Raw genomic sequence first — 25,759 nt, 5'->3', positions numbered from 1 at the left:
AAAAAGATCAAAAAAAAAAAAAAAAAAAAAAAAAAAAAAAAAAAAAAAAAAAAAAAAAAAAAAAAAAAAAAAAAAAAAAACTTAGACGGAATAAATAACACCAACATTAAATTTAGGTTATAATAGACCTGAATTTTATTTAAGTTGGTGATTATTTATGCGTACCAAAAATAGATTAAATCCAATCGAATCAAAATACTTTAGACCCGAGATAACTAATTGTCCAGAATGTGGTAATAAATTAGTATACTGTCACCCTGTTTGGAGAAAAACAATTTCTACCCTAAAAGGTGAATTTAAAATCATAAATCTAGGATACCGATGTGAGAATAACTCCTGTTCTAATGACACCGTATATCGTTCAGCTGAAGCCGAACAATTAAGTATGAAGCACATTACTTATGGAATGGATGTCATCGCATATATCGGATATTTACGGTTTAAAGAACATAAGACTCGATCTGAGATAGCTACTATATTATCGGAAAAAGAAGTGAAAATTTCTGAGAGGCAAGTACAGAAACTTTATGAAAGATATGCGTTATTACTGCGGGCAAGCGTTAAAGAAAATATGAAAGAGACATTAGAAAATATTGTGAAAGAACATGGAGGACTTGTCTTATCTATTGATGGTGTCCAACCCGAAAAAGGTAACGAAACATTGTATGTCATCCGTGAAGTTCTTAGTGGTACTATTTTAGCTGCACATAATTTAAAAAGCAGTGCTTCTCAAGAACTGATAGGTATTATTCAACCCATTTTAGACTGGGGTTATCCAATCCAAGGTTTTATCAGTGATGGGCAACAATCCATTCGTTTAGCAATTGAACAAATAGCTCCAGATATTCCGTATCAATATTGTCAGTTTCATTACTTTAAAGACATAGCCAAACCATTAGTTGAAAAAGATAGAAAACTAAAAACGAATATCAAAAAGAAGCTAAGGGGAATAAGGGAAGTTGAAAGAAAAATTGAAAATTCTCCATCTAAAAACATAGAAGAAGAGGTAGCAAGTGACTATATTGCGGCTATTCGATCCGTTCTTCTAGAAGATGGTAAGCCACCATTCGAATTACCAGGCACTTGTGTTTTTGAACGAACGAATGCGATTAAAGATTCGATTGAAAAATGCCTGGATAAAAAAGGGGACTCCTCTACTTGAAAAGTTGTTCAGAATAGTCAGAAATGTGGATAACTATAAGGAAGATTATCAACTCGTAAAACGTTGGGATACACGATTTAAAAGGATTGCCACCATTATGGAACCTTCTGAGAATAAAACAAGTTTTTGGGTCGAAAACAGATTGAAGCAATATTTAAACCAAATGGAAAAAGAGCTCAATCGGAAAGAAGATCAACCGTTTGTAGAGAACCTATTAAAGTATAGTAAAGGATTTTGGAAAGGACTTTTCACCTTTTATGATTATCCACTTATACCGAGAACGAATAATGATTTAGAACTCTTTTTTAGAAGAATAAAGCAAAAACACCGAAGAATCACTGGTAGTCGGACTTGGAATCGATATATTATCCGACACGGTGAAAACATTGTATTTGTAGAAAATGTCTCTAATGAACAGGAAGGGCTACAAATGATAAAAAATGTTAATTATTCAGCATATAAAACTGAAGCGAATAAATGGGAACAACGTATTGGCGAGCATATAAAACAAAGAAGATTCAAAAAAGAACCAAATGAATATTTAAACACTATTGAAGAGAAATGGAAAAGGCACAACTAATTTATTGTGTTGGTTGTGCCGTCTAAGAAAAAAAAAAACATTTATTGATTTTTAATAAACTCAACTTTCGCAGCTCAATTTTGGTAAATAAGCCTTGATATAATTAGGCAAAACTACAATCCATTTACGTAATTGACTTTCGATGAATTTTTTAATCTTTTGATTTACATTTTGAAGTGCATCTTCAAGAATTTCAATGAGTAGTTGAAGTGCAAAGGCCCAATCTAGTTCATCGATTTCATCACAAAGTTCATAAAAAATGCCGCCTAATGTTCGATAATCTGTACTTACTCGGTTTTGCCAAGACAAAACAATGTACCTTGTAAACACAATAGTGGTATGGCTGATCATGGAATCATAAGATCTTCCTTGGAACTCTTTTTGGAGTTTCAATAAGGATTTGACTGTTTTGAAGAATACTTCAATATCCCAACGTATCCCATAAATACGAATGATTTCTTGATCCGATAAAGTACAGTCTGTACTCAAAATAGCTAGCCACTGTCTCTTTTTATTACGATTACGGACAAATACCACTTTAACAGGTACGCCATTTGCCATCGTTGTGTGAATAGAGCGCAAAATACCCTTTTGATGTTGTGATGGTTTAGCTGTTTGGTATAGTTTTTTTAGGCTCACCCATTCACCGTTCACTTGATATCTTTGTTTTGTATCCTTCACCATTCCAATAACATCCAACCCTTGATCCACAATGGACTTGATCAAAGGCTGTTGGGTAAACCATGTATCCATTAAAACGTATGAGGCATCGATTCCTTGAGAAAGTGCCCGTTTAATCATATTGGGAATAACTTCCGGCGCTTTTTGTAAAGCTTCGACACGCCGCTTATAACCGGATGTACGCTTATCGATTCGGTTATCAATCCCATTGATTTGGGAATTCGTAGAGCTTAATAAAGCAAAATCAATAGGCAAAAATGTAGCACCATCTGACCAGCCGAGTGTAAGCATACGAAATCCTTTGTAATAACGCATTTTTTGAGAAGAATGATCGAAACAGCGAGCAAGCAGTTCAACCTTTTTACTGCGATTTCGTTCATAAGATGAGTCGTCCACGATCAGCACTTTCGGACGGTCGTGTCTCGTTAAACTACTTACCTTCATAATGGTGAAAGTACTCAAAACAAGTAAAAACCTGCGCCAATTGTATTGAGGGTTATTTAAGAAGCGATAAATAGCGTTTTTTTCCGGCAAATCTTTAGCTTTTTTACTTTGAAGAAGTCGAAACAAATTTTTGCCTTCAAAAACTAAACTAAAAACTAGCTGGAATAAATAGGCGCAGGAATAACCGAAACCCTTGTTAATTCCCACTTTCCTTAAATATTTTAAGATTTCAAGTTCATCAAATATAGCTTTTACTTCTTTTGGTAGTTGATTGTTCAGTCTGTTATTCGTTATCATAATAAGAGACACCTCACCTGCTTTTGGTAATGTTTTTTCTGGACAATTAAACTATACCAAAAGTTGAGGTGTTTTTTTTTGCAAATTTTTATGTCAAGAAGTATTCGAAACAACCAACAAACCCATTAACCGTAAGGCTTAGAAATCCAATTTACTGTGAGAAAGTTGAGTTTTAAAGTAATTTGCTATATTTTTGTCAAACCTCTTGTTGTGGTAGCGTCAAAGATTCGTTGCCCATTTGAACGTACATTCCAATGCAAATGCGGTTTTGTAGCTGATAGAGATTGGGATAATGCACTCAACATCAAAAAGGAAAGATTGCGGTTATTAGCATAATCCTATATAGAGCATGGTACCGGCTTGATAGTTCTGTCTCCATATCGTATCGTTAGATAAGATTATCCGAGAAGTCTTCCTTCTAAACGAAGCGTAGGTGGAGGATAGTTCACTGAATATAAAAATACCGAATGTTAATCGTTTAAAAAATTGGTATATTAATTTATTTTTATTTAAAAATTATTGAATAAAATTAAAAAATGAATTAATATAATTAAAAGGGGTGGTTATATGGAAAGAGATGAAATTCCATCATGGGTACTATCTCTAGATAAAGAATCATTAGAGTTTATAAGAAAGTTTATTTTGAATTCTGGATCATTGAAAGCTATGGCGCGCGATTATAAAGTATCTTATCCTACTGTACGTACGATGTTAGACAGATTGATAAAAAAAATCGAATTGCATAGCAAGGAAGAAGACGTCGAATTTGTAAACATGATTAAAAATCTCGTCATTGATGAGCGTATAAGTTTAGATGTTGCAAAAATTATTATTGATAAATACAAAAGGGAAAAGGAAAAGGGAGAATAAAAATGGAACATATTTTACAATTCTCGATAGCTGTTTTAGTTTTAGTTTTTCAATATTTAATTTCTAAAAGAGGGCATGTGCTCTTAGGTGCAATATTACCCTTGCTTTATATTGGATTTTTTGTATACGGATATCTGAATAATATATTTCCTGTAAGATCTGGGGAAGCGATACTTGCATTATTAGGAGGAACAGTGCTTCTTGTATCAGGATGGGTTAGTGGGAGAGAATCTTTATCTAGGAAAAGAAAGAAAGAACTAGATAAAATAAAAGCAAGGGATCTATAAAAATAAAGATAGTAACAAAAACTTGTATATTTTTAAAGGATGATTTAATGAGATCAAAACATTACTAGGGTAGAGCAGAATAGAATGAGCAATTAGTGTTAAACAAAAAGAGGAATTAAGGCATATTACTTATTAAAGAAAGAAAGGGCAGTAGCCCTTTCTTTCAGGTTCTTACAGAGTAGGAAATATTCTGAAATATTCTCCTATCCTATCCTATCCTATCCCAACCTAACAATTGGACTAGAACAAAATCTATATGATGTAGTAATAAAATGATACATTAAGTATTAACCAACAATGTTATTAATTTTATCAATGATCCAGTCAATTGCCATACCACCTCTGATCCACTTTAACACTTTATCTTTGTTATCCCAAGCCCATTTCGCAGCTTTAGAACTTAATTGAGCAACGATTTTCAAAAAAAGTATCCATTTTTACTCTTTATTTCCAATTTTATATAATATTGTTGAAATTAGGTATAACATATATTACAAAAAATGTCTATAGAATGTTCTGATTTTTTACTGTTTTTATATTGTTTTTACATTTATTTTATTTTTTACAAAAATTATCTGAATTTGTAAAATAATTTAATAAAAAATATACTTTTTCTATAATGTTAAGTGTAAATTCAATATTAATGTGTTTTGAACAAGGGCGCCCTATTTTTTAATTAATATCTATTAAACACCAACGTCTTTAACAAACAGAAAAAACGAAGATCAAGCTGGATAAATCATATTTTTAACAACTTTATTTTCCTATTATTACCTGTTTATGGTGTGCAGAATAAACAAAATGATACAACTTTATAGAAGGAACGAAGCTTCCAGAAAAATATCCGTAGTACACTTCATTTTTAAACGACCTTATTGTTAATAAAATCGATTTGTAGAAATTTGTATACTTGTGTTTGGATTAAATTTGTCAAATTTTTTTAAATCGTCCGGTATTACTAGCTATATTTGGATCATAGCTGCAGCGATTAATTTCTACTTCTGGCCAAATTTCTGGTATATATAAGTGGCTTTGTTTGTTCTTATTAATACTTCACAACTATTAAATGGTTTGTATAGTTGCTACAATCTATGTTGTTCCTTTATCCAAATTCAAACTGGATCTTTTTCTACAAAATTATTTATAACAACCCGAATGAAATTTAAGAGTTAAAAGTGACGGAATCACTATTACAGCGAATGTCTCGAAATTTCAACACGTTCTAAATCAATTCAAGTATTGAAAATTTCAGATATTCCTAATGATATAGCAATTCGTTATTATCAATGGTATGCAAATAAGGACAACCATTGAAATCATATGAGGTTTTATAAAGTAATCTCAGACAACTGCCTTGTTAACTTCATAATTAAAGCCGGTTGATAATTGACACTTAATAGCTTTATAGGTGTCTTTATTTAAATGGATATAAGGTACAGAAAGTAATAAAACTAAGGATGAATTCGGTATATAAATTTTATTTTTGTTCAAAAAAAATTGAATAAAATTAAATTTTAGTTTAATATAATTTAGTAAGGGGGATATGGAAAGAGATGTCACTCCGTTATGGGTACTACCTCTAGTTAGAGAACTGGTAAATCATTAGGAAAGGAGAGGGTATTTTTGAAATCGGCACTACCGCCGATAATTTTGGACTAATTATATCCATTGTGTGGGGGTATTTCTCCGATTTGAGACATGGAGAAACGCAAGTGTTTATGATTAGACTTATCGTTGTACCTTTATTACCTTTATTACTTTTATTACTTAGTAAGATGCGTGAAGCTAAAGAAAAGGAATGAGCTTGCTTCTCTAGGCTATTTAAACATCTAAAGTAGCTCCTTTTGTTAAAACCTTCTTTTAAATTATTGGAAGATATGTGAAACATGAATGCTTCAGAATTTAATAGTAAGTAACCTTTTAGAGTCAAAAATCGTGACTGATAGTATGGAATTTGCAGAAAGAGGGAGAGAGTACATGGCAGTAAAAGCCCTAGAAGTTCGATCTTTAACGAAAAAAGTAAAAAATAAAGTGATTGTCGATGATGTTAGTTTCGCCGTTGAAAAAGGTGAAATATTTGGGTTGCTTGGCCCTAATGGTGCCGGAAAAACGACGATTATACGGATGATCGTGGGCTTGATAGGGCGCACGAAGGGCAGTGTGTATGTGAATGGCTACAATTTAGATGAGCAATTTAAAGAAGCAATGAGTGAAATTGGAGCGATTGTAGAGAATCCAGAATTCTATAAATATATGAACGGATATAAAAATCTAAAGCACTATGCAAACATGGCAAGACACAAAGTCACTGAGGAACGTATTCAAGAAGTAATAAGGGTAGTAGGTCTTGAACAAGTTATTCACCAAAAGGTAAAGACATATTCACTTGGAATGCGGCAACGATTAGGATTAGCACAAGCTTTATTGCATAATCCATCTTTATTAATACTGGATGAACCAACAAATGGACTTGATCCTCAGGGGATTAGAGAATTCAGGGATTATTTGCGCTCTTTAACGAAAGAGGGAATCTCTGTTATCGTATCCTCTCATTTATTATCAGAAATGCAATTAATGTGTGACCGATTTGCCATTATTAAACAAGGAAAACTAATTCATGTTTCTTCTATGGACTTACATAATGAACAAGATCAATCATTACAAAATGTGGTGTTTGAGGTTAGTGATGTAGAAACAGCAGTTCAGCTTCTCCAAGAAAATAAGTTGACCGATGAATTAAAAATAGTAGGTGACCAACAGTTTTCAATTAACATAGACAAAGAGACAATTGCAGTAGTTAATCAGCTATTAGTGAAGAATAATGTCAATGTATATAGAATCAATCTAGTAACTACAACGCTTGAGGATCGTTTCTTAGAATTAACCGGCAAAGGTAAGTAGGAGGGTAAAGACTAGTGTTTTCTCTAATTAAAAATGAGATGGTGAAGATTTTTGCGAAAAAGGCTAGTTGGATATACATCTTGATTCTGATTTTAGCTGTAGTCATTGGAGGCATCATTCAACAAAAAATATATGGGGAACCGAGCGATAATTGGCGCGAGGAAACTCAAACCGAATTGAACCAATTAAAAAAGGATTTGGAAGCTGCTCCAAATGAAGATAAGGAATGGATTATGGAGCAAATAGAGCAAAAGCAACGCTATCTTGATGAAAATATAAATCCAAATGCAGTAAGTAATTGGCATTTTATGAATGGAACTGTGATAGGCATGACAATGTTGGTCACTCTGTTTGCAGTTATTGTAGGCAGTGCAAGTGTATCATCAGAATTTGCCGAAGGGACAATCAAACAGCTATTAATTAGACCCCATCAAAGATGGGTCATCCTTCTGTCTAAGTATATCTCAGTATTACTCTATTCTATAGTGTTATTGATTGTTCTTATTATATCAGGATATATTGTAGGCTTGATTCTTTTCGGGAGCGGGGATTTTAACGCAAAAATCTTTGAAACCACTCTTGATGGCCAACAAAAGTTAGCTGTTGTGGGGACACAATTCTTTTTAAAGGTCATGTATTATATTCCAAGTCTATTGATTATCATAACGATTGCTTTCATGTTATCTACCTTGTTTAAAAGCCAAGCATTGGCCGTGGGTATCGGAATATTTGTTTTGTTCCTATCCTCAACTATTGGCGGTATGATTGTGTTATTAGCAGAAAAATATACCTGGGCAAAATTTTTAATCTTTCCACACTTGGATCTAACAGTTTATGCTCTACAAGAAAAAATACTCCAAGACGTAACATTGCCAATGTCCTTAATCATTTTGGCGGTGTACTACACTATATTCTTGTTGATAACATTTACCTTTTTTCAAAAAAGGGATATTAGCATATAAAATAATTTAGGTTCAAATCGGTAAACCTTGATATGATGTCAATGCTTGTATTCATGATCTTCACGTATTTTATATAACATATTCTATTGTAGTGTTGAGTAGCATTTTTAGTAACTTGTTGGATAACATTTTGTAAATAGTAAGGGAGATAAAGTATCAATGAAAAGAATAGTAGAGGTAATATTGGCTATTTTAGGGATTTTGTCGTACGGACTAGTGATAGCTTTAGGTGGGCTTATGTTCTTTCTACGAAATAACGAAGAATTTCTTAAAGAATTTTCAAGCAATGGGGCGGATGATTTGGAAACAGTGGTTAAGATAATGAGCACAGGGGGAACAATGTTTATAATCGCATCCATTCTTGCGATCATATTAGGTATTATAGCAATTTTCACGATTAAAGGGAATAAACGCCCAAAAGGAGCTGGTACTATCTTCATTGTGACAGCTGTCTTGGTTGCAATTATTACAGCGGGGATTGGTATTATTCCTGGTATCTTTTATTTCATTGCTGGACTTATGTGTTTTGTTCGAAAGCCTCCTCAAGTGACAGGATGAGTAGCTTTAAACATACATATTCCCCTCTCTAATTTCATTATACTGACTATTTCTACTCTTTGTTATTGAAGAAATGACAAAATTATAATAAAAATATTAATAATTTAGAGTCATATAATGTATTTTGCAATAGAAAAGTGCAGAGAAATGCAATTAAAAATGCAGAGGTTTGCCACCCATTTAATTCCTTTTCGACAATGCGTGGGACAGTCTATAGCTCTCGCCATGAAAAGAGATGATATGGGCGTGATGAATTAGCCTGTCCACTAACGCTGCTGTTAATCGAGAATCTGTAAAGATCCGGTTCCATTGACTAAATTCTAAGTTAGATGTAATAAAGAGAGGTGATTCAAATTGCAAAATGCAGAAGAATACAATTCAGTAAATGTACAAGAAAAAATTAATTCAAATAAACGCTTTATTTCTGTACTGTTTATGTGGTGTGGTCAATTATTTTTTGTTTTATTTGTTCCGTAATGTTTTATCCAATCAATTATATTACCTTAAAATTTACCCCAGCTTCCTATTTTTTATCATTTGCTGCAGTGTTTATTAGCAGTGGCGTTTTATTTCACCGATTCTACTTATTTCTATACGATCATGTTGTAATCTTGGCAAAAAATCAAAACGATAGAATTTGGAATATGATAGCTCTTACTTTGTTTAACATAACTGGTCCATTCGCTGGATTGTTAATTTATTTGTTCACCGACAACCTGATTTATGGGGGAACTACAGTTTTATTTATTTCTACGGCTCTGTGAGTTGGTTTATACCTCTAAATTTTATAAGGAAGGAACTTAAGGAAAGAAGGGAAAGGAATTTTAATATTGTCTTCATAGACGAGAATGGAAATAAACGGATCTATTTCAAATTATAGGTCTTGTATCTACTAATGATAATGCACTTGTAAAAATAATTAATAACGATTATTAATTATAAGTATAATGGATTCATATATGAATCAAAGAAAACCAGATTGACTAGAAATAGTTAACAAATTTCTTTTTAAAAAGAAGGGATTTACTGATAAATAGTGTCAGGATAAATCATAACACCTTAGATCCTTCTGACATTGTTCCCCTATGTCTTTTGCGCTTTCTTGTGTTTACTTCTTCTTTGTTTTGTAAAATTTATACACAAAAGATCAATTGGTTTTTTTAGCTATTTGGTCTTTTCTTATTTTTTAAGGGAATGTTATATTCCTCGTAATTGGAATTTAGTAAAAATTTATTAACGAAAATATTAAATTCATTGCCCGAAAAAAATCCATACATAGAAGAATAAGTAATGGTTACTATCAAGAAATATAAAAAAAATCAAAAAAATAAGAAATGAAATAACATTTATTAAATACTCAGCTTTCGCAGTCCAAAATCTTGTTTAAATGCTTGATGTAAATGGTTTTGGGAAGTACAAAATTATCATTTGACATTTTTTAAAACATAAAGAAAGACACCTATTCTTTTGGTAAAATATTGGTGACGAAACCAAATCCAAAAGAAAGGTGTCACCACTATGATAACGAATAAAGACTACTTTGCGCAATTACCAAAAGAAATTAAACAAGGATTTTCCGAATTAAATATTGGATATCATTTAAGAAAAGCGAATATTACGAAACTTTCCGGGTATTCTTGTCTTACTGTTTTCAAACTGATTTTTCTTTTAGTCTTCCAATATAAGAACTGGTTTCGTGCTTTTATGAGTAAACGATCTCAGGATCTGCCCGGAAAGGATACAGTCTATCGCTTTTTAAATACACCAACCTATCATTGGAGAAAGTTTCTGCTTTCATTAAGCAGTGAAATGATCCGTCTGCTTCAACCATTAACTTCAAAAGATCGTGTCACAGCTTTTGTGATTGATGATTCTGTCTTTTCAAGAAACCGTAGTAAGTCGGTTGAACTGTTGGCTAAGGTTTTTGATCACTCTACCCATCAGTACTTGAAAGGGTTTCAAATGCTTACCCTTGGCTGGACCGATAGTTTTACTTTTATTCCCGTTGATTTTGCTCTTCTAAGTTCACCGAAAAAGGAAAATCGCCTGCAAGAAATCAATACCAATATTGATAAACGAACATCTGGCTATAAGCGTCGCCAGGAAGCTCTGAAATCAAAACCGGACGTGGCTTCAGCTTTACTTGATCATGCGCTTGAAAAAGGGATTATAGCTGACTATGTTCTCATGGATTCCTGGTTTACACAAGCGCCTTTAATTGAGAAGATTACGAACAAAGGGTTATTTGTCATTGGCTTGGTGAAGCAATTAAAGCAGCGATACGTTTACAATGGTGAACGTTTCACACTGAATCAACTTTACAAATTGGCAAAACCTCACATGGGTAAAAAAGACATTCGCGGATCCGTTTATGCTACTTTAGACAATGGAATTCCAGTAAAAATTCTATTTGTACGAAACCGTAATAAACGGAGCGAATGGCTTGCCATTCTCAGCACAGATACAACATTAGAAAATGAAGAGATCATTCGTATTTACGGCATGCGTTGGGACATTGAAGTCTTCTTCAAATGCAATAAATCCCTTTTAAATTTAGAGAAAGAATTCCAGGGACGTTCCTACGACATGTTAATTTATAATGCTCCCATAAGGTGAGACACATGAGCGTGATAAATAAGTTATAATGATACCATGAAAAAAAGAAACCGATATACCGCAGAATTTAAAGCTAAGGTGGTTCTTGAGGTGTTGCGTGAAGAGCAAACCGTCAATGAAATAGCCGCCAAATATGAATTAAGCCCAGTCATGGTCAGTCGTTGGAAAGCAGAATTTCTAGAACGATCCTCGATGGTCTTTGAAAAAGGCTCAAGCGAAGTGGATAAAATCCGTAAAGAATATGAGGCCAAACAAGAAAATTTAGAGAAATTGGTAGGTCAGTTAACGGTTGAAGTTGACTGGCTGAAAAAAAAATCTGGGCTCAAATAAGTCTGTTGACGAACGAAAGGCTATGGTCGAATTCAATCACCCATCGATCAGCATCAAGCGTCAGGCACAGTTATTAGGTATTCATCGTACTAGCGTGTATCGCCAATCAAAGGGGCAAACAGAAAGCTCAGAAAACATCATGCTCATGCACGAAATGGATATGCTTTATACAGCTCATCCCTACTTTGGCTACAGGCGCATGACTGCGAAACTTCGTGAGAAAGGATTTGATGTGAATCGTAAACGCGTACGCCGTCTCATGCGCCTTATGGGTAAGCTATTTACCCTAAACCCAACCTTAGTAAGAGGCTACATGCCAAGTACTGCCGACCTTACCTGCTCCGTGGATGGGAGATCACCCGTCCGAACCATGTATGGGGAGTGGATATCACCTACCTTCGTATGGGACGGGGCTTTATGTACCTGTTTACCATCATCGACTGGTTCAGCCGCAAAGTGATCGATTACGAGTTATCTAGTACGCTGGAGAAAGGATTTGTCATCGACTGTCTGAAGCGGGCATTGCGTCATGGTAAGCCGGCCATCATCAATAGTGACCAGGGCAGCCATTTTACAAACGCTGACTATCTCGGGCTGTTGAAAGAGTATGGCATCCAGGTATCAATGGATGGCAAAGGACGAGCAACAGACAATAGTCGTACGGAACGATTCTTTAGAGCTTTAAAGTATGAATGTATCTATCTCAATGAATTCGAGAATCCTAAAGAGTTGCGAAAAGGCATTCGACGCTATGTTACGTTCTATAATACAGACCGACCTCACCAATCCTTGGACTATTTGACGCCAGCAACAGTGTACAAGCAACCTAAGATGGTTCAAGCATCCTAACCATCGAACGTGATGAGAGGCTTTATATGGAGAGACGGGCATGATAGGCTGTTTTAGCCATGCGATGTTATCTGTCCATCGCTCCAGCGCAAAAAATCGTGCCCGTAGAGGCTCCATGTCAAGCCTTTTTTGCACACGCACCACATTCATAGCGAAAGGAGAGAATGGATAACTTAAATATTATCAATTTGTGTCTTGACAAAGGGGTGCATTACAATTAGCCATACAACCATTGTTTTTACACGATATATTCTCATTGCTTGGCAAATGCGAAAAGAGGAGGATCCTAAGACGATTGGCAACCTTTTTTACATCCTTTGCGAAGATGTAAAAGACATAGATTTTATTACTGCCCTTCAATCACTTATTGACCTTTTCCAAACTTTGGCGGAAGCCGAGGTTTCTTTGAACATGGACATCTTTAAAAATCAAATGAATAAATGGTTGGCCACTATACCTAATTATATCAAGCAATGCTTAAATATTTCTGTGTGCGAAAGTTGAGTAATAAATATATTGGGTCTAATCTCTTCTGTCATTTCTTCTTAACCCTAACAGTCCTGCAAGACCAACTAAACCAATCCATCCCCAATCTGTATCTTCATTATCATCGCTATTATCAACATCTGTATTTTGAGCCATTTGAGTAATTTTGTTTGTGTTGTTATTGACGTCTATGCTGTCATTTTCAGCGTAGGCAACTATCCCAAAAAGCATCAACGCAACTGATAGAGCGCAAAATGAATGGAGAATTTTTTTTAACATGGTTTTCACCTCCTTTTAATAATTGTTAACATTTAATATGTCCATCAAAAGAACAATTATTCTTTAGATATAGAAGCCGTTTAGGGCGTCATTTTTAAACCTATTCAATTCAATAAACGAGTGCGTTAAAGAAAAAATAGATGGTAAAAAAAGAGAAATGAATGCAATTACAAGGTATATATCTTCTATAAAAGAAGGGGAGCTATTATCAAATGTTTTAAGGCAGGGATTGGGGATTTACTGTTATTCCACAAACGTGATGAATGGTTGGCATACAAAAGACGATTTTTAAAAAGTAAAAGCTTGCGGCATCGCAAGCTTTTCCATATTTAGCAATCCGAACTTTTCACGTTGAGCGGCGGTGGAACTAGCCAGCCTTTTTCTTTGTTTATTCTAAGCAATTTAGCACCATATTGCGCTTTTTTTACGTGAAATTGACCAAACATTAAAGCAATATCTTCCCTGATGCACTCTCCTATAATTGTACTGCATGCCACTAAACCAGCAGAAATATCTTTGCTAAGCATTGCAGCTATTTCCGGGTCGGCAAATCTCGCACCAACTGGAATATCTTCCAAACATGCTTTTGGCCGTTCTGGGGGTGATGGCGGAAGTGCTATTCCATTTTCTTTTAACAAGTTTTCTATTTCTTGTATTTCCGGTTTTAAAACGTTTTCGATGCTATCCTCTATAAAACGTTTTAAATCCTTATCGCCTGTGTGGTTGAGCAATGTTTGATATCCTGCAACAAATCCTTTAGCCGTTTGTAAATACGACCATACGCCAAATATTTCTCCGTAGTGCATTGGCTCTTCTTTTGGATTACCGCTTAAAATTCCCATAATAAACCTCCTAACAAAATTCATATATCACCATTCTTTAGATAATATGGATTGATTGAAATACAATTATGCAAAGGAAAGTGAAGTTTTAAAAAAACTTATTATGTTATTGGAATTTTGTACGAAGGATGAACAAAGAAGTTTGTGTAATGCATTGATTAGATCATCAAATTTAGTTAAATTTTCAATCCTTCTAACAGTACTTCTCGATAGGAAATTTGACTACAAAAAAGGACTACCTCCTTTCTTCTTAGTAAGGAAGTAGTCCTCACTTATTCTATAGACCAGTTCTCAAAAAAAGTGGTCAATTTTATTACATGCACCCTACATATCCTTTTATTGTAATAATTTTACAGTTCCCTTTCACTTTCGTGCATTTTGATTTTAGAGGGCAATGACTACAGTCTTCACATTCATAGATTTTGAAGCTTTGTTCATAACCAGACGGGTCCTTTTTGTTTTGGTATTTTTTAAACGCAACTTTCCTTCCATTTGGGCAGATAAAACAATTATCTTGCTCACAATACGTCCAGTTTTTCGCAATTTTGATGTCTTTTTGTATTTGTGTGTTGTTCTTGTACGTAGGTGCCATAAGAAATCAGAAAATCAAATCGAGGCTCTTTCTCAACACCAACTGCATATAGTTTTCTTCACCGCCATATCCTGCATCCGCAATGACTGCTTTCGGCTTGGGTAAAGAAAATTTGCCAGTTTCTCCATATTTTCTTGGATGAGCTTTTCGATTCCCCGGCAGGAATAAATCTTTTGGGAATAAGCGTACAGAAAACTATATTTTTTGCATCAATTTTTCTATTCGATTGGAGCTTCCGAAAATCTCAATATGGTATTTGACATTTTCATATGCGGCACGGATAACATCTTGATGAAACACAAAATAATCTGTATAGCAAGAAGATTGGACATTTTTATTTATATGATTGATAACATTGTTGAAGGTTGAAGTAGCAACATTAATTTTTCTAATTCCTAACTTAATGCATTCTTTAAAATCATTCTCTTCGATTCCCGATCCACCGTGCAATACAAGCGGTATTTCAACTCGATCATCAATTTCCTTCAAACGGTCAAACCGCAAATTTGGTTCACCTTTATATACGCCGTGGGCGTTCCCGATTGCAATTGCTAATGCATCTACTTTTGTTTCTTCAGCAAATTTCTCAGCTTCTTCAACCCCTGTAATAGTTATTTCGATATCTTCTGACCCATCTTCGCTTCCTCCGACTCTTCCAATCTCAGCTTCAACGGTTGCACCGTAGAAGTTCGCCAGTTTAACAATTTCTTTTGTCTTTTCTATATTTTCTTTTAAAGGTAAATGTGATCCATCATACATGACAGATGTAAAGCCGATATCAAGTGCCTGCTTGATTTTTTCATAAGTTAAACCGTGATCAAAATGAACTGCTACTGGGACAACAGATTGTTTCGCAGCTTCAACCATTAATGGGCCGATTAAATGAAGTGGAGAATGCTTCAAACGAACTTCGGCAATTTGCAATATAATGGGCGATCTTAATTCCTCTGCCGCTTGGATCGCCCCCATAACCATTTCCATATTTGCAACACTAAATGCACCGATTCCAAAATTATCCTCTTCTGCACTTGCGAAAATCTCTCGCATTGTCACTAAAGGCATTTATTCATCATCCTTTTCCTATACCGACTATTTTCTAGGGAAAATCTGTACTTGCTATTACGTTTTCTATACAAGATCTTCAATGAAAAACAACGAATTTTTTTCTTAAATGGTTTGTTAAAACTCGACTTTCACCGGTACTCCTTTTTCAAATGACTCTTGCGCAGCTTTGGCAATTCTTTGTGCTTGCAAGCCATCAAATCCACTGCACAAAACAGATTCATTATCCATGCAAGCATGAACAAATTGCTTAACTTCTTCAATATAGGCTTCAGAATAACGTTCAAGAAAGAAATAGAGCGGTTTATCCTTCACAACATGGTCAGATGTTGATAATTCAACTGTTGTCGGCCGGCAATTATCAGCAGTTGCCGCCCCTTTATCTCCAAAAATTTCTACTCTCTGATCATATCCATAAACGGCCTGTCTGCTATTATCAATGACACCTAATGCACCATTTTCAAATTTTAGTGTTACAACTGCCGTGTCGATATCACCGGCTTTGCCAATTTCTGAATCTATTAAAACGGCTCCTTGAGCAAAAACTTCAACTACTTCACTGTTTACAATATAACGAGCCATATCGAAATCGTGGATCATCATATCCATAAATAAACCGCCTGAAGTCCGCACGTAATCAATGGTTGGCGGTTTTGGATCCCTTGAAGTAATTTTTAAAATATGAGGTGTTCCAATTTGTCCTTGTTGAACAAGATCGTGTAGCCTTTTAAAATTCGGATCAAAGCGTCTGTTAAATCCTACTTGAAATTTGACGCCAGCCTTTTCAACTTCATTAATTACCTCTACTGTTTCTTCAACTGAAAAACTAACCGGTTTTTCACAAAAGATATGCTTACCGGCCGCCGCAGCCTTTTTAATAATTTCGGCATGCGTAGTAGTTGGAGAGCAAACAAAAATGGCATGGATTTCCGGATCACGTAAAAGATCCTCATAATTATCCGTAACTATTGAAATGTTCTTTTCTTTTGCCCAATCTTCCATTTGAGCAATCATTACATCCGATATTCCTTTAATCTTTACATTTGGTATATGCTGCATGTTTTCTGCATGCAGCCGCCCGATTCTCCCTGCTCCAATAATTCCAATGTTTATCATGTTCCGATCTCCTCCATTTTCACCAAGAAAATGACCATCATTTGGCATGATGAAATCTGCTTGCTCATCATTAAAAGTTTTTTATTTAAGTAAATAAAGGATCATTATATTAATGAGCTCGAGCTAAAGAAGCTCGAGCTATTTAATGCTTTTACGTGTCCGACAGACTTGTTGTTGCGAACAACCATCTTTTCATCAGTTAACAAAAATTTATTCTTTCGTAATGCTTTTCAAGAATTCTAATTTTTCTTGCGCATTTTCTTTTGTGATGACATCAATGCCGCTGTCAATTCTTTTTTCAACTTTTTCACCTTTTATAGCTTTAATTGCATTTTCAACTCCTAAATATCCCATGTCATAAGGGCTTTGAGCAATTGTTCCGGCTAATTTTCCGGCTATAATCGATTCAACAGCTTCAACTGTACCGTCTGTGCCAATGACCGGGATTTTCATTCCTTTAGCTTCAACTGCCCGGAGCACTCCAAGTGCCATATCATCGTTTGCAGCAAATACACCTTTAATATTTTTATTGTTCTGTAATATATTCTCCATTACTGACATCGCTTTTGATTTATCACTATCTGCCGGTTGTTCAGCTACTACTTTCATCCCAGCATCTTCTAAAGCTTTTTTGGCTCCTTTTATACGCTCATCTGTTGCAGTGTTCCCAAGAGCACCGCTAATAAGAGCTACTTCATCCCCTTTATTCAACATTGATGCAAGCAATTTTCCAGCTTCCTGACCAGCTGTGAAGTTTTCTGTTCCAATAAATGTTGTTTTATCTTTCAGTTCTGCGTCTGTATCAATGAGCAATACAGGAATGCCCTGTTGTGTAGCCTGTTCTAGTGAAGGAACAACAGTTGAAGGCTGAGTTGGCGAAACAACTAATGCCCCCGGCGATTGATTGATTTGGTCCTCAATCATATTTACTTGTTCGATCACTTGAGACTCTGAAGCTGGTCCTACAACATTTACTTCAACACCCAATTCTTTTCCAGCTGCTTTCGCACCAGCCTCTACATATTTCCAATATGGGCTGCTTAACGTTTTTAAAACGACTGATATTGTTTTTCCTTCTAAATCGTTGCCTTCTTTCTCACTACTTCCCCCTGAAGATTTTTCACCCCCACATCCGGATGCAATAATCATGCTAGCAGCCATTGCTACAACACCTAAAGATTTCACCCATTTTTTCATAAAATCATCCCCCTTGAATTTATAAATAAATTTTAAATATTAACACTATTTTTAAAAAAGTTAGTCTTTCTTGCTTTTTCTCTGTCTAATCACATCTACATAAACAGCCGCTATAATAACAAATCCTATGACTGCCATTTGAAAATCGGCTGAAACATTCAATAAGTTAAGGCCATTTCTCAACACAGCAATAATTAAAGCTCCTATCAGAGTTCCCCAAACTGTTCCAACTCCACCAAAAAAGCTTGCTCCGCCAATAATTACCGCTGCAATGGCATCCAACTCATATGATAAACCTGCAAGCGGGAAGGCAGAATTTACTCTTCCTACCATAACTAATCCTGCCAGCGATGCCATAAAACCACTGATTGTATAAACAATGACAAGAACACGATCAACATTGATTCCAGATAAATGAGCTGCTTCTTTATTTCCTCCAATTGCATAAATATATCTTCCGGTTTTTGTTCTAGTTAAAAATATATGGAAAATGAAATACATCACGATAACTAGCAAAAAGCTCACAGGAATTGGACCGACAAATTCTCTCCCCAAAAATTGAATTAAATACGGAAATCCGGCAATTGGTGCAGCTGCTGTTACAATCAGCGCTAAACCACGTGCTATGTTCATTGTTCCAAGAGTAGAAATAAACGGATGAGGCAATTTAAGCTTTGTCAGCAATATTCCGTTTAACCATCCAAAAAAACACCCAACTAATAAGCATACAAGAATTCCTAAAATGGGATGCATGCCCATATTAACGGAAACAATCCCCATTAACATGATTGAAATAGCTAAAATGGATCCGACCGATAAGTCGATACCTGCAGTCAAAATCGGCAAGAGCATCCCTAAAGCCAACAATGCATTAATGGATGACTGTCTGGCGATATTCATGATGTTGTTGATGGTTAAAAACTTATCCGATAGAATCGTGAGAACTGTACATAAAATGATAAGCCCGATCAGAGCGCCAAACTTACTAAGATAATGCTTGACAGATTTCTTTTCAACATTCGTTTCCGAGCTGTTCACCGCTAACTCTCTCATCAATTACTCCCTCCTGTAGCCGCTTTCATGATCTTCTCTTGCGAAGCTTCATTAATAGGAAAGTCTGCTGTTATTTTTCCTTCAGACATCACCAGTACGCGATCGCACATTCCCAAAATTTCCGGCAAATCAGATGAAATCATTAAAACGATGGCTCCATTTTCAACTAATTGATTCATCAACCGATATACTTCCACTTTAGCGCCAACGTCGATACCACGTGTCGGTTCATCAAATATAAAGACTTTCGCTTTTGTACAAAGCCATTTGGCTATAACGACTTTTTGCTGGTTTCCTCCGCTCAGCTTTCTTGCATTCAGTTCAATATTTCCCGGGCGGATTTTCAATTCTTTTACATAGTCCATGGCTCCCTGCTTGATTTTTTTCAAATCTATTAATTTGCTCTTTTTTCTAAAGTTATCCATATTAGCAAGGACAATGTTCATGTATAACGGTTGATCCAGCAGCAAACCTTCACTTTTTCTATCCTCTGTAATAAAGGCTATTCCGGCAGAGATGGCGTCCCTAGGTGATTTAATGTCGACTAATTTTCCGTCAACATAGATCTTCCCTTTTTCCTTTTTATCTGCACCAAAAATGGCTCTTGCCAGCTCCGTTCTGCCGGCACCAACAAGTCCGGAAATACCGACAATTTCGCCGCGGCGAATACTAAAGCTGACAGGTTCTTTAAAGCCGCTAACTTTTAAATCTTCGACTCGAAAGCCTTCTTCCCCTAACGTAAAGGTTTGTTTTGGATATTTTTCTTCAAGAGTTCTACCTACCATCAGTTCAATCCAATGATCCGTGCTCGTTGTCTTTACTGGAAGTGTATCGATTTTAAAGCCGTCTCTTAAAATAGTGATTCGATCGCCAATTCGTTTAATTTCTTCAAGTCTATGAGAAATAAATATGATAGCAATTCCTTTTTCTTTTAATTGTTCAACCGTTTTATATAACTGTTCTACCTCCGACTGGCTCAAACTCGCTGTTGGTTCGTCCATGATAATTAATTTCGCATCTAAAGTAAGAGCTTTCGCAATTTCGACTAGCTGCTGCTGACCTATTCCTAAGTAACCGAGCGGCTGCTCTGCAATAGCTGGATCTTGTCCAAGCATCTGCAAAAATTGCTTCGCGCTTTCTTTCATTTGTTTGTGGTTGATAAATGAAAATTTTCCATTCCCTTTAATTTCCCGGCCTAAAAATATATTTTCATAGACTTTCAGCTCTGGAATCACGTTTAGTTCTTGGTATATCGTTGCTATTCCAAGTTGCATGGCATCCAAAGGTGAGCTGATTTGAACCGGCTGGCCTTCCCAATAAATTTCTCCTTCATCTTTTTGATAGGCTCCCGTCAAAATTTTAATCAACGTTGATTTACCAGCCCCATTTTCACCTAACAGCACATGAACTTCCCCAGGTTTCACTTCAAAATCAATGCCCTTCAAAACATGATTATTTGAAAAGCTTTTTTTAATGCCCTTCATCACCAGTAAGCTTCCTTCAGCACTAGCCAATGTTTTTTCCTCCTTTCTCTGCGTATAGGAACTAATCTATTAAGAGAATCAACAGCTATTCTGAAGACAAAATCATAATATTTTAGATGTTTTCAAGGAAACTTTTTCTTGCTTAAAAAACGATTCTTGTGCCGCAACAGCAATTTCTTGAGCTTTTACTCCATCTTCAACAGTTACTTTAGGTTGATACCCCTCTAGTAAAGCATTGAAAAAGTCTTCCAGCTCGAGATAATAGGCGTCTTTAAATCTAGTCGGAAAATCTTGAACAATATCATGAACTGCGCCAGAACTGGTCAAAACTTGAATGTTATGTTGACGCAAGCCGCCAATAAAAATCGTTCCTTCCGTACCTATTACTTCCGCACGTATATCATAGCCATAATGGGCATTTCTGCTGGATTCAACGTCACCAACGGCTCCCGATTCAAATTCTAAATAACAGAGAGATTGATCCACATCTTGATATTTGGACATAAACGGATATTTTAAAACTTTGCCGTGAGCTGATACTGCTTCAACGTCTGATTCCATTAAATACCTTGCAATGTCAAAATCATGAATGGCCATATCAATAAATATACCGCCGCTATTTTTTATAAATTCTTCAGGAGGCGATGCTGGATCGCGGGAAATTCCCCGAAAATAAATTGGTTTTCCGATATCTCCTCTTAAAATTCTTTTTTTGGCTTCAGCGTATGCTGGATCGAACCGTCTCATAAAGCCGACCTGACAAATTGTGTTATGCCGCTTCATTATTGCAAAAATTTCTTTCGCTTCGTCTAAATTGCTGACAAGCGGTTTTTCAACAAAAACTGCTTTATTGCTAAAAGCTGCTTCCTTCAACAGTTCAAAATGCGTACTCGTAGGAGAAGCAATGATAACAGCCTCAATCCGATCATTGGAAAAAATATCACTTGGATTTGTAGTGAAGTTAGGAACATCTAATTCTATGGAAACTTTTTTGGCAAGCTCTTCATTTCTATCACAAATGTATACTAGTTCGGCGGATTGGATTTTTGTCTTAACGTTTACGGCATGCCAATATCCAAGACGTCCCAGCCCGATCACTGCACAGCGAATTTTTCTGTTCATTTTCATTACCTTCCTAAAATTTATTTAGACTTGCTACTACGGATTGATTGCGCAAAGATTCATAACCTTTTTCTATATAATGAATAACTTGAATAGAATTTCGGATTCCATAAACTGGTTGTTTTCCGTTGATAATGCAATCATTTACATGCTCCACTTGATTGAAATACTGATTATCTTTATATGTTTCAAACAGTATTATTTCGTTATTGTCATCTTTTACAATTACTTTGCCCTTTTGATCTGATGACACATCAGGCCGAAAAGAGGAATCTACTAAAATGGTTCCGCGCTCTCCTATAATTTCATACCGATTAATAAATGGCAGCTTCATGCTGGCGGTAATTTCGGCTGTTCTTCCAAACTCATCTACAAAAATACAAGTTGATAACATATCCACTTTATGTTCAGGGTCAACTTCCCCCAACATAACAACTTTCTCTGGTTTTATTCCGATGATCTGGCTCATCGCATGAACTCCGTAACACCCGACATCCCACATAGCTCCTCCGCCTAATGCGGGGTTTAAACGAATATCATCCCGGTCTTGCAAACTCCAAGAAAAATGTGATTTTACATGCAATATGCTTCCGATCATCCCCGAAGCCAATAAATCCTTTACACGTGCATGTTGTTTATGGAATTGATACATAAAGGCTTCCATAAAAATTACGTTGTTTTGCTCTACAGCTTCCTTTACCTTCAATAATTCTTTCGTACTAACAGCTGCAGGCTTTTCTACTAAAATATGCTTTCCCTTCTGTGCAGCTTTTATTGCCCATTCGGCGTGCAGGGCATTTGGAAGAGGAATATAAACTACATCTATCGATTCATCTTCTAACAATTGATCGTAATCACTATAAACCTTTGGAATATTGAATCGGGCGACTTTTTCTTTGCTTCTGCTCGCAATCGCTACAACTTCGGAACGAGAGGATTGTCTCAGGGCAGGAAGAAGCTGCTCGTAAGCAATATTAGCTGCACTCATAATTCCCCACTTTACTTTTTCCATTTTGATCACCTTTCACAAAATTTTCTGAACGGCAAAGGTAAAATCATGACCGCCCACCATCCCATTACAATCAAAGTTACGAATCGATTGTTTCGATTAACGGGTGACATTTTTTTAAAGAGCGAAACTGTTGTTTGTTTCATCCCCCATGCCCTGCTTAAGAGTTGTTTAATAATTTTTCATTTATATACTTACGAGCAATTAAAGCGTATTCCAATGGATGGGCTATTGACGGATCTTGTTCGGCTTCAACGATAATCCATCCTTTGTATTGATGGTCCAATAGTTTTTGATAAAGTACGGTAAAATCAATGCAGCCATCCCCTGGTACCGTAAAGATTCCGCTTAAGAAGGAATTCATGAATGATTTTCCTTCTTTTTTGCACTCCTCCATTATCTTTTTTCTTACATCTTTAAAGTGCACGTGTTTTATGCGGTCAATATGCTTGTTTAATAGCTGCTGGCAATCTTCATCGGAAACATAGATGTGGCCTGTGTCATAGAGCAGGTGCACGTAGTTTGCATCAGTGTTTTCCATTAACCGATCAATCTCCGGAAGGGTTTGAACCCCCGTTCCCATATGATGGTGATAAACTAATTTCAAACCGTACTGCACAGCGATTTTTCCCAGTTCGTTCAGGCCTTCGCATAATTGGGTCCACTCGGCATCTGTAAAGTGCGGCTTTTCGGAAAAAACATTTTTATCGGTACCTTGAATGCTGTAAGTCTGCTCAGAAACTACTGCCACATCTGCATGAACTTCATACAAGTATTGACAATGCTGATGGAAAGCCCGTTTAGCTTCTTCTATGCCGTCGCGGATAATAAAACTGCTAAACCACCGTCCTGCTATTTTTAAGTTTCGCAGCTCCAATTCCTTGTTTAACACTTTCGGCTCAGGGAAAAAGCCGCCAACTTCGGTGCCTTCAAAACCTGCGACAACAATGTCGCTTAAAAGGTGCTGCAACGTATTTTCAGCTCCGATTTCCGGTATATCATCATTTCTCCAGCCGATCGGCGAAATTCCCCATAAGATGTCTTGCTCTCCCATTGTTTGTCTCCTTCTTTAATATTGTTTGGCAGTTTTTAAATTTTCTTGTTTTTCTTTAAATGCTTTTTGCACACTTTCCTTTTCAGAGACTTCCGCAACCCCGACATGCCACCAGCTTTCATAGCCATTTGTCATGGTCTTTGGAAGCACTTTCATTTCTATTAAAGTAGATACATTTTGTTTCTTGGCATCTTCTAATGCTGCTTTCAATTCTTCGACTGTATTGGCACGGTAAGTTTTGGCTCCGTAGCCTTCAGCCACTTTTGCATAATCAATGTTCATAATTTGATTGTCATGTGTTCGGAATTCGCAATAATAGCTTCCCATTCCATTGCCCATTTGCAGGTTGCTAATACAGCCAAATCCTGAGTTGTCAAACAGCAAAATATTAATTTTATGATTATATTGAATGGCTGTAACCAATTCAGAATGCAGCATGAGGAAGCTGCCGTCGCCGACCATGGCATAAACTTCTTTGTCAGGCTGCGCAAGCTTGATTCCTAAAGCACCCGACACTTCATATCCCATACACGAATACCCGTATTCCATATGGTATGTGTTAGGTTCTGTTGAATGCCATAAGCGTTGAAGATCTCCAGGCAATGAACCAGCTGAACCGATGATGATACTGTCAGGCGAAACCGCTTCATTAATCGCCAATAATGCAGTGGTTTGCGCCAATTCTGTATTTAACGCATCTGCATATTCATTCAGCACTTCTTGGGAAAACTGATCTTTTATTTCCGGTGTAAAGTTTTCCCTGTCAAACACTATCTTGCTTAAACGGTCGCGCTCTCTCAGCCACTCCTCTTTTAATTCGACAATTTGATCTCCGAATTCGCTTTTATACCCGTCCAACAGCGGGAATAACAGCTCCAAAGTTGTTTTGGCATCTGCGACTACTTGAAAACCATCCATTTTATAGGCCTGCAAACGGCTGACATTAATGTTCAAAAACTTTGCCTGTTCAAAATTGAACGCTGTTTTCGACGAAGTTGTAAAATCTGTATATCTTGTTCCCACTCCAATAATCAAATCCGCTTCTTTAGCCGCTTTATTGGCAGCTAATGTTCCGGTTACTCCGATTCCGCCCAAATTATTTTTAAATGTTGATTCGACTGTCGATTTTCCGGCTTGCGTTTCGACAAGCGGAATATCATGCTTCTCGGAAAGCTTGATTAAAATATCCCTCGCTTGGGAATATTTTGCACCGCCGCCCACAATGATAAGTGGTTTTTTGCTTGATTTTATTAATTCTGCAGCTCCCTTTAGCTCTCGATCGGTCGGCAATTTGCGGTCAAGATAGTGCACCCGTTTTTCAAAAAATTTCTCATCAAAATCAAACGCTTCCCCTTCGGCATCTTGCGAAATGCAGATGGTCGCAGGACCCGCTTTGGCCGGATCTGTCATCACTTCAAAAGCTCTGATTAAACTTGACATCAACTGTTCAGGGCGTGTGATCCGATCCCAATATCTTGATACGGGCTTGAGCGCATCATTGGTTGTCACCGCCGTACTATATTCATGTTCCACTTGCTGCAAAACAGGATCAGGCTGGCGGGTAGCAAACGTATCTGCAGGGAGCAGAAGGACGGGAATATTATTGGAAAGAGCTGTACCCGCTGCCGCGACCAAGTTGGCCGACCCCGGTCCAACCGACGTGGTGACGGCAAATATTTTTTGCCGAAGCATTTGTTTGCTGTAAGCAATGGCTGCATGCGCCATTCCTTGTTCATTTTTCCCTTGAATTACTTTTAAATGGCCGGGATCTTGCTCAAGCGCCTGACCAATTCCTAAAACATTGCCATGTCCGAACACATTGAAGATTCCTTCCACAAAGGGAAATTCTTTACCGTCAACGTGAATGTATTGTTGGTTCAAAAATTTGATTAAAGCTTGAGCTGTTGTCAACCGGATAGTTCCCAT

22 protein-coding genes and 2 pseudogenes are annotated in these 25,759 nt (G+C 36.3%); 10 read left to right on the top strand and 14 right to left on the bottom strand.

Going from position 1 to position 25,759, the window contains the following annotated elements; translation table 11 throughout:
- Nucleotides 1-157: 157 nt before the first annotated feature.
- Together NSU19_RS02485 and NSU19_RS02480 are read left to right on the top strand one after the other, a co-directional pair.
- Nucleotides 158-1,162: a transposase gene (locus tag NSU19_RS02485; RefSeq protein WP_152642860.1), complete on the top strand. Its 1,005-nt coding sequence runs from the start codon at nucleotides 158-160 to the stop codon at nucleotides 1,160-1,162.
- Between the two features lie 25 nt (nucleotides 1,163-1,187).
- Nucleotides 1,188-1,742, top strand: a complete 555-nt coding sequence (locus tag NSU19_RS02480) for a hypothetical protein (RefSeq protein ID WP_157404848.1) — start codon at nucleotides 1,188-1,190, stop codon at nucleotides 1,740-1,742.
- Nucleotides 1,743-1,802: 60 nt separating this feature from the next.
- Here the strand turns inward: NSU19_RS02480 and NSU19_RS02475 are convergent, their stop codons facing one another.
- Complete coding sequence (locus NSU19_RS02475; RefSeq protein WP_094245809.1) at nucleotides 1,803-3,164, bottom strand: transposase; 1,362 nt, start codon at nucleotides 3,162-3,164, stop codon at nucleotides 1,803-1,805.
- A 156-nt stretch (nucleotides 3,165-3,320) separates the two neighbouring features.
- Between NSU19_RS02475 and NSU19_RS02470 the strand changes: the two genes are divergently transcribed.
- From NSU19_RS02470 to NSU19_RS02460, 3 genes are all read left to right on the top strand, one after another.
- On the top strand, nucleotides 3,321-3,500 hold the full coding sequence (locus NSU19_RS02470; RefSeq protein ID WP_339198533.1) for a zinc ribbon domain-containing protein: 180 nt from the start codon (nucleotides 3,321-3,323) through the stop codon (nucleotides 3,498-3,500).
- Between the two features lie 231 nt (nucleotides 3,501-3,731).
- Complete coding sequence (locus NSU19_RS02465) at nucleotides 3,732-4,034, top strand: DUF2089 family protein (protein ID WP_013401959.1); 303 nt, start codon at nucleotides 3,732-3,734, stop codon at nucleotides 4,032-4,034.
- Between the two features lie 2 nt (nucleotides 4,035-4,036).
- Complete coding sequence (locus NSU19_RS02460; protein ID WP_339198529.1) at nucleotides 4,037-4,321, top strand: hypothetical protein; 285 nt, start codon at nucleotides 4,037-4,039, stop codon at nucleotides 4,319-4,321.
- Between the two features lie 287 nt (nucleotides 4,322-4,608).
- Here the strand turns inward: NSU19_RS02460 and NSU19_RS02455 are convergent, their stop codons facing one another.
- Nucleotides 4,609-4,752 carry an aureocin A53 family class IId bacteriocin gene (locus NSU19_RS02455; RefSeq protein ID WP_339199944.1) on the bottom strand — a complete coding sequence of 48 codons (144 nt, stop codon included), beginning with the start codon at nucleotides 4,750-4,752 and terminating at the stop codon, nucleotides 4,609-4,611.
- A 1,546-nt stretch (nucleotides 4,753-6,298) separates the two neighbouring features.
- Here NSU19_RS02455 and NSU19_RS02450 point away from each other — a divergent pair.
- The 3 genes from NSU19_RS02450 (at nucleotide 6,299) to NSU19_RS02440 (ending at nucleotide 8,742) form a co-directional block, all read left to right on the top strand.
- The gene (locus NSU19_RS02450) at nucleotides 6,299-7,222 is read left to right on the top strand and encodes an ABC transporter ATP-binding protein (protein ID WP_339198525.1); all 924 of its coding nucleotides are present in this window, start codon (nucleotides 6,299-6,301) and stop codon (nucleotides 7,220-7,222) included.
- Nucleotides 7,223-7,236: 14 nt separating this feature from the next.
- Nucleotides 7,237-8,184 (top strand): ABC transporter permease subunit, encoded by a 948-nt coding sequence (locus NSU19_RS02445; RefSeq protein ID WP_339198521.1) that lies wholly within the window; start codon nucleotides 7,237-7,239, stop codon nucleotides 8,182-8,184.
- 159 nt (nucleotides 8,185-8,343) lie between these two features.
- Nucleotides 8,344-8,742 (top strand): DUF4064 domain-containing protein, encoded by a 399-nt coding sequence (locus tag NSU19_RS02440; protein ID WP_339198518.1) that lies wholly within the window; start codon nucleotides 8,344-8,346, stop codon nucleotides 8,740-8,742.
- A gap of 180 nt (nucleotides 8,743-8,922) precedes the next feature.
- On the opposite strand, the pseudogene NSU19_RS02435 reads toward NSU19_RS02440, so the two are convergent.
- A pseudogene (locus NSU19_RS02435) lies at nucleotides 8,923-9,084 on the bottom strand (ATP-binding protein); the annotation flags it as partial.
- A 1,176-nt stretch (nucleotides 9,085-10,260) separates the two neighbouring features.
- Here NSU19_RS02435 and NSU19_RS02430 point away from each other — a divergent pair.
- Both NSU19_RS02430 and NSU19_RS02425 read left to right on the top strand, forming a co-directional pair.
- Nucleotides 10,261-11,358, top strand: coding sequence for a transposase (locus tag NSU19_RS02430; protein WP_339198515.1), 1,098 nt, complete (start codon nucleotides 10,261-10,263; stop codon nucleotides 11,356-11,358).
- A 36-nt stretch (nucleotides 11,359-11,394) separates the two neighbouring features.
- A pseudogene (locus NSU19_RS02425) lies at nucleotides 11,395-12,537 on the top strand (IS3 family transposase).
- 522 nt (nucleotides 12,538-13,059) lie between these two features.
- Here the strand turns inward: NSU19_RS02425 and NSU19_RS02420 are convergent.
- The 11 genes from NSU19_RS02420 to iolD all read right to left on the bottom strand — a co-directional run bounded on the left by NSU19_RS02420 (nucleotide 13,060) and on the right by iolD (nucleotide 25,759).
- Nucleotides 13,060-13,302: a WGxxGxxG family protein gene (locus tag NSU19_RS02420; RefSeq protein ID WP_130158037.1), complete on the bottom strand. Its 243-nt coding sequence runs from the start codon at nucleotides 13,300-13,302 to the stop codon at nucleotides 13,060-13,062.
- 329 nt (nucleotides 13,303-13,631) lie between these two features.
- A complete protein-coding gene (locus NSU19_RS02415; protein ID WP_311066814.1) occupies nucleotides 13,632-14,144 on the bottom strand; it encodes a DUF3231 family protein in 513 nt (170 codons plus the stop codon).
- Nucleotides 14,145-14,931: 787 nt separating this feature from the next.
- Nucleotides 14,932-15,798: a class II fructose-bisphosphate aldolase gene (locus NSU19_RS02410; protein ID WP_339198512.1), complete on the bottom strand. Its 867-nt coding sequence runs from the start codon at nucleotides 15,796-15,798 to the stop codon at nucleotides 14,932-14,934.
- 117 nt (nucleotides 15,799-15,915) lie between these two features.
- Nucleotides 15,916-16,914, bottom strand: coding sequence for an inositol 2-dehydrogenase (iolG, locus tag NSU19_RS02405; RefSeq protein ID WP_063387650.1), 999 nt, complete (start codon nucleotides 16,912-16,914; stop codon nucleotides 15,916-15,918).
- Nucleotides 16,915-17,124: 210 nt separating this feature from the next.
- Nucleotides 17,125-18,111: a sugar ABC transporter substrate-binding protein gene (locus NSU19_RS02400; RefSeq protein WP_063387627.1), complete on the bottom strand. Its 987-nt coding sequence runs from the start codon at nucleotides 18,109-18,111 to the stop codon at nucleotides 17,125-17,127.
- Between the two features lie 60 nt (nucleotides 18,112-18,171).
- Nucleotides 18,172-19,164 (bottom strand): ABC transporter permease, encoded by a 993-nt coding sequence (locus tag NSU19_RS02395; RefSeq protein ID WP_339198509.1) that lies wholly within the window; start codon nucleotides 19,162-19,164, stop codon nucleotides 18,172-18,174.
- Entirely contained in the window at nucleotides 19,164-20,648 is a 1,485-nt protein-coding gene (locus NSU19_RS02390) for a sugar ABC transporter ATP-binding protein (protein WP_063387651.1), read from the bottom strand. The genes NSU19_RS02395 and NSU19_RS02390 overlap by 1 nt, the downstream gene beginning before the upstream one ends.
- Before the next feature lie 102 nt (nucleotides 20,649-20,750).
- On the bottom strand, nucleotides 20,751-21,770 hold the full coding sequence (gene iolG / locus NSU19_RS02385; RefSeq protein ID WP_094245025.1) for an inositol 2-dehydrogenase: 1,020 nt from the start codon (nucleotides 21,768-21,770) through the stop codon (nucleotides 20,751-20,753).
- A gap of 13 nt (nucleotides 21,771-21,783) precedes the next feature.
- Complete coding sequence (locus NSU19_RS02380) at nucleotides 21,784-22,782, bottom strand: Gfo/Idh/MocA family oxidoreductase (RefSeq protein ID WP_339198506.1); 999 nt, start codon at nucleotides 22,780-22,782, stop codon at nucleotides 21,784-21,786.
- Nucleotides 22,783-22,939: 157 nt separating this feature from the next.
- Complete coding sequence (gene iolE, locus NSU19_RS02375; protein WP_339198503.1) at nucleotides 22,940-23,833, bottom strand: myo-inosose-2 dehydratase; 894 nt, start codon at nucleotides 23,831-23,833, stop codon at nucleotides 22,940-22,942.
- A 15-nt stretch (nucleotides 23,834-23,848) separates the two neighbouring features.
- On the bottom strand, nucleotides 23,849-25,759 hold the full coding sequence (iolD, locus tag NSU19_RS02370) for a 3D-(3,5/4)-trihydroxycyclohexane-1,2-dione acylhydrolase (decyclizing) (RefSeq protein ID WP_066248127.1): 1,911 nt from the start codon (nucleotides 25,757-25,759) through the stop codon (nucleotides 23,849-23,851).

Source organism: Aeribacillus sp. FSL k6-2211 (genome assembly GCF_037966125.1).
GTDB classification, from domain to species: Bacteria; Bacillota; Bacilli; order Bacillales; family Aeribacillaceae; genus Aeribacillus; species Aeribacillus composti.
The sequence above is the reverse complement of the archived record's forward strand: the minus strand, read 5'-3'. Positions and strand labels throughout refer to the sequence as shown.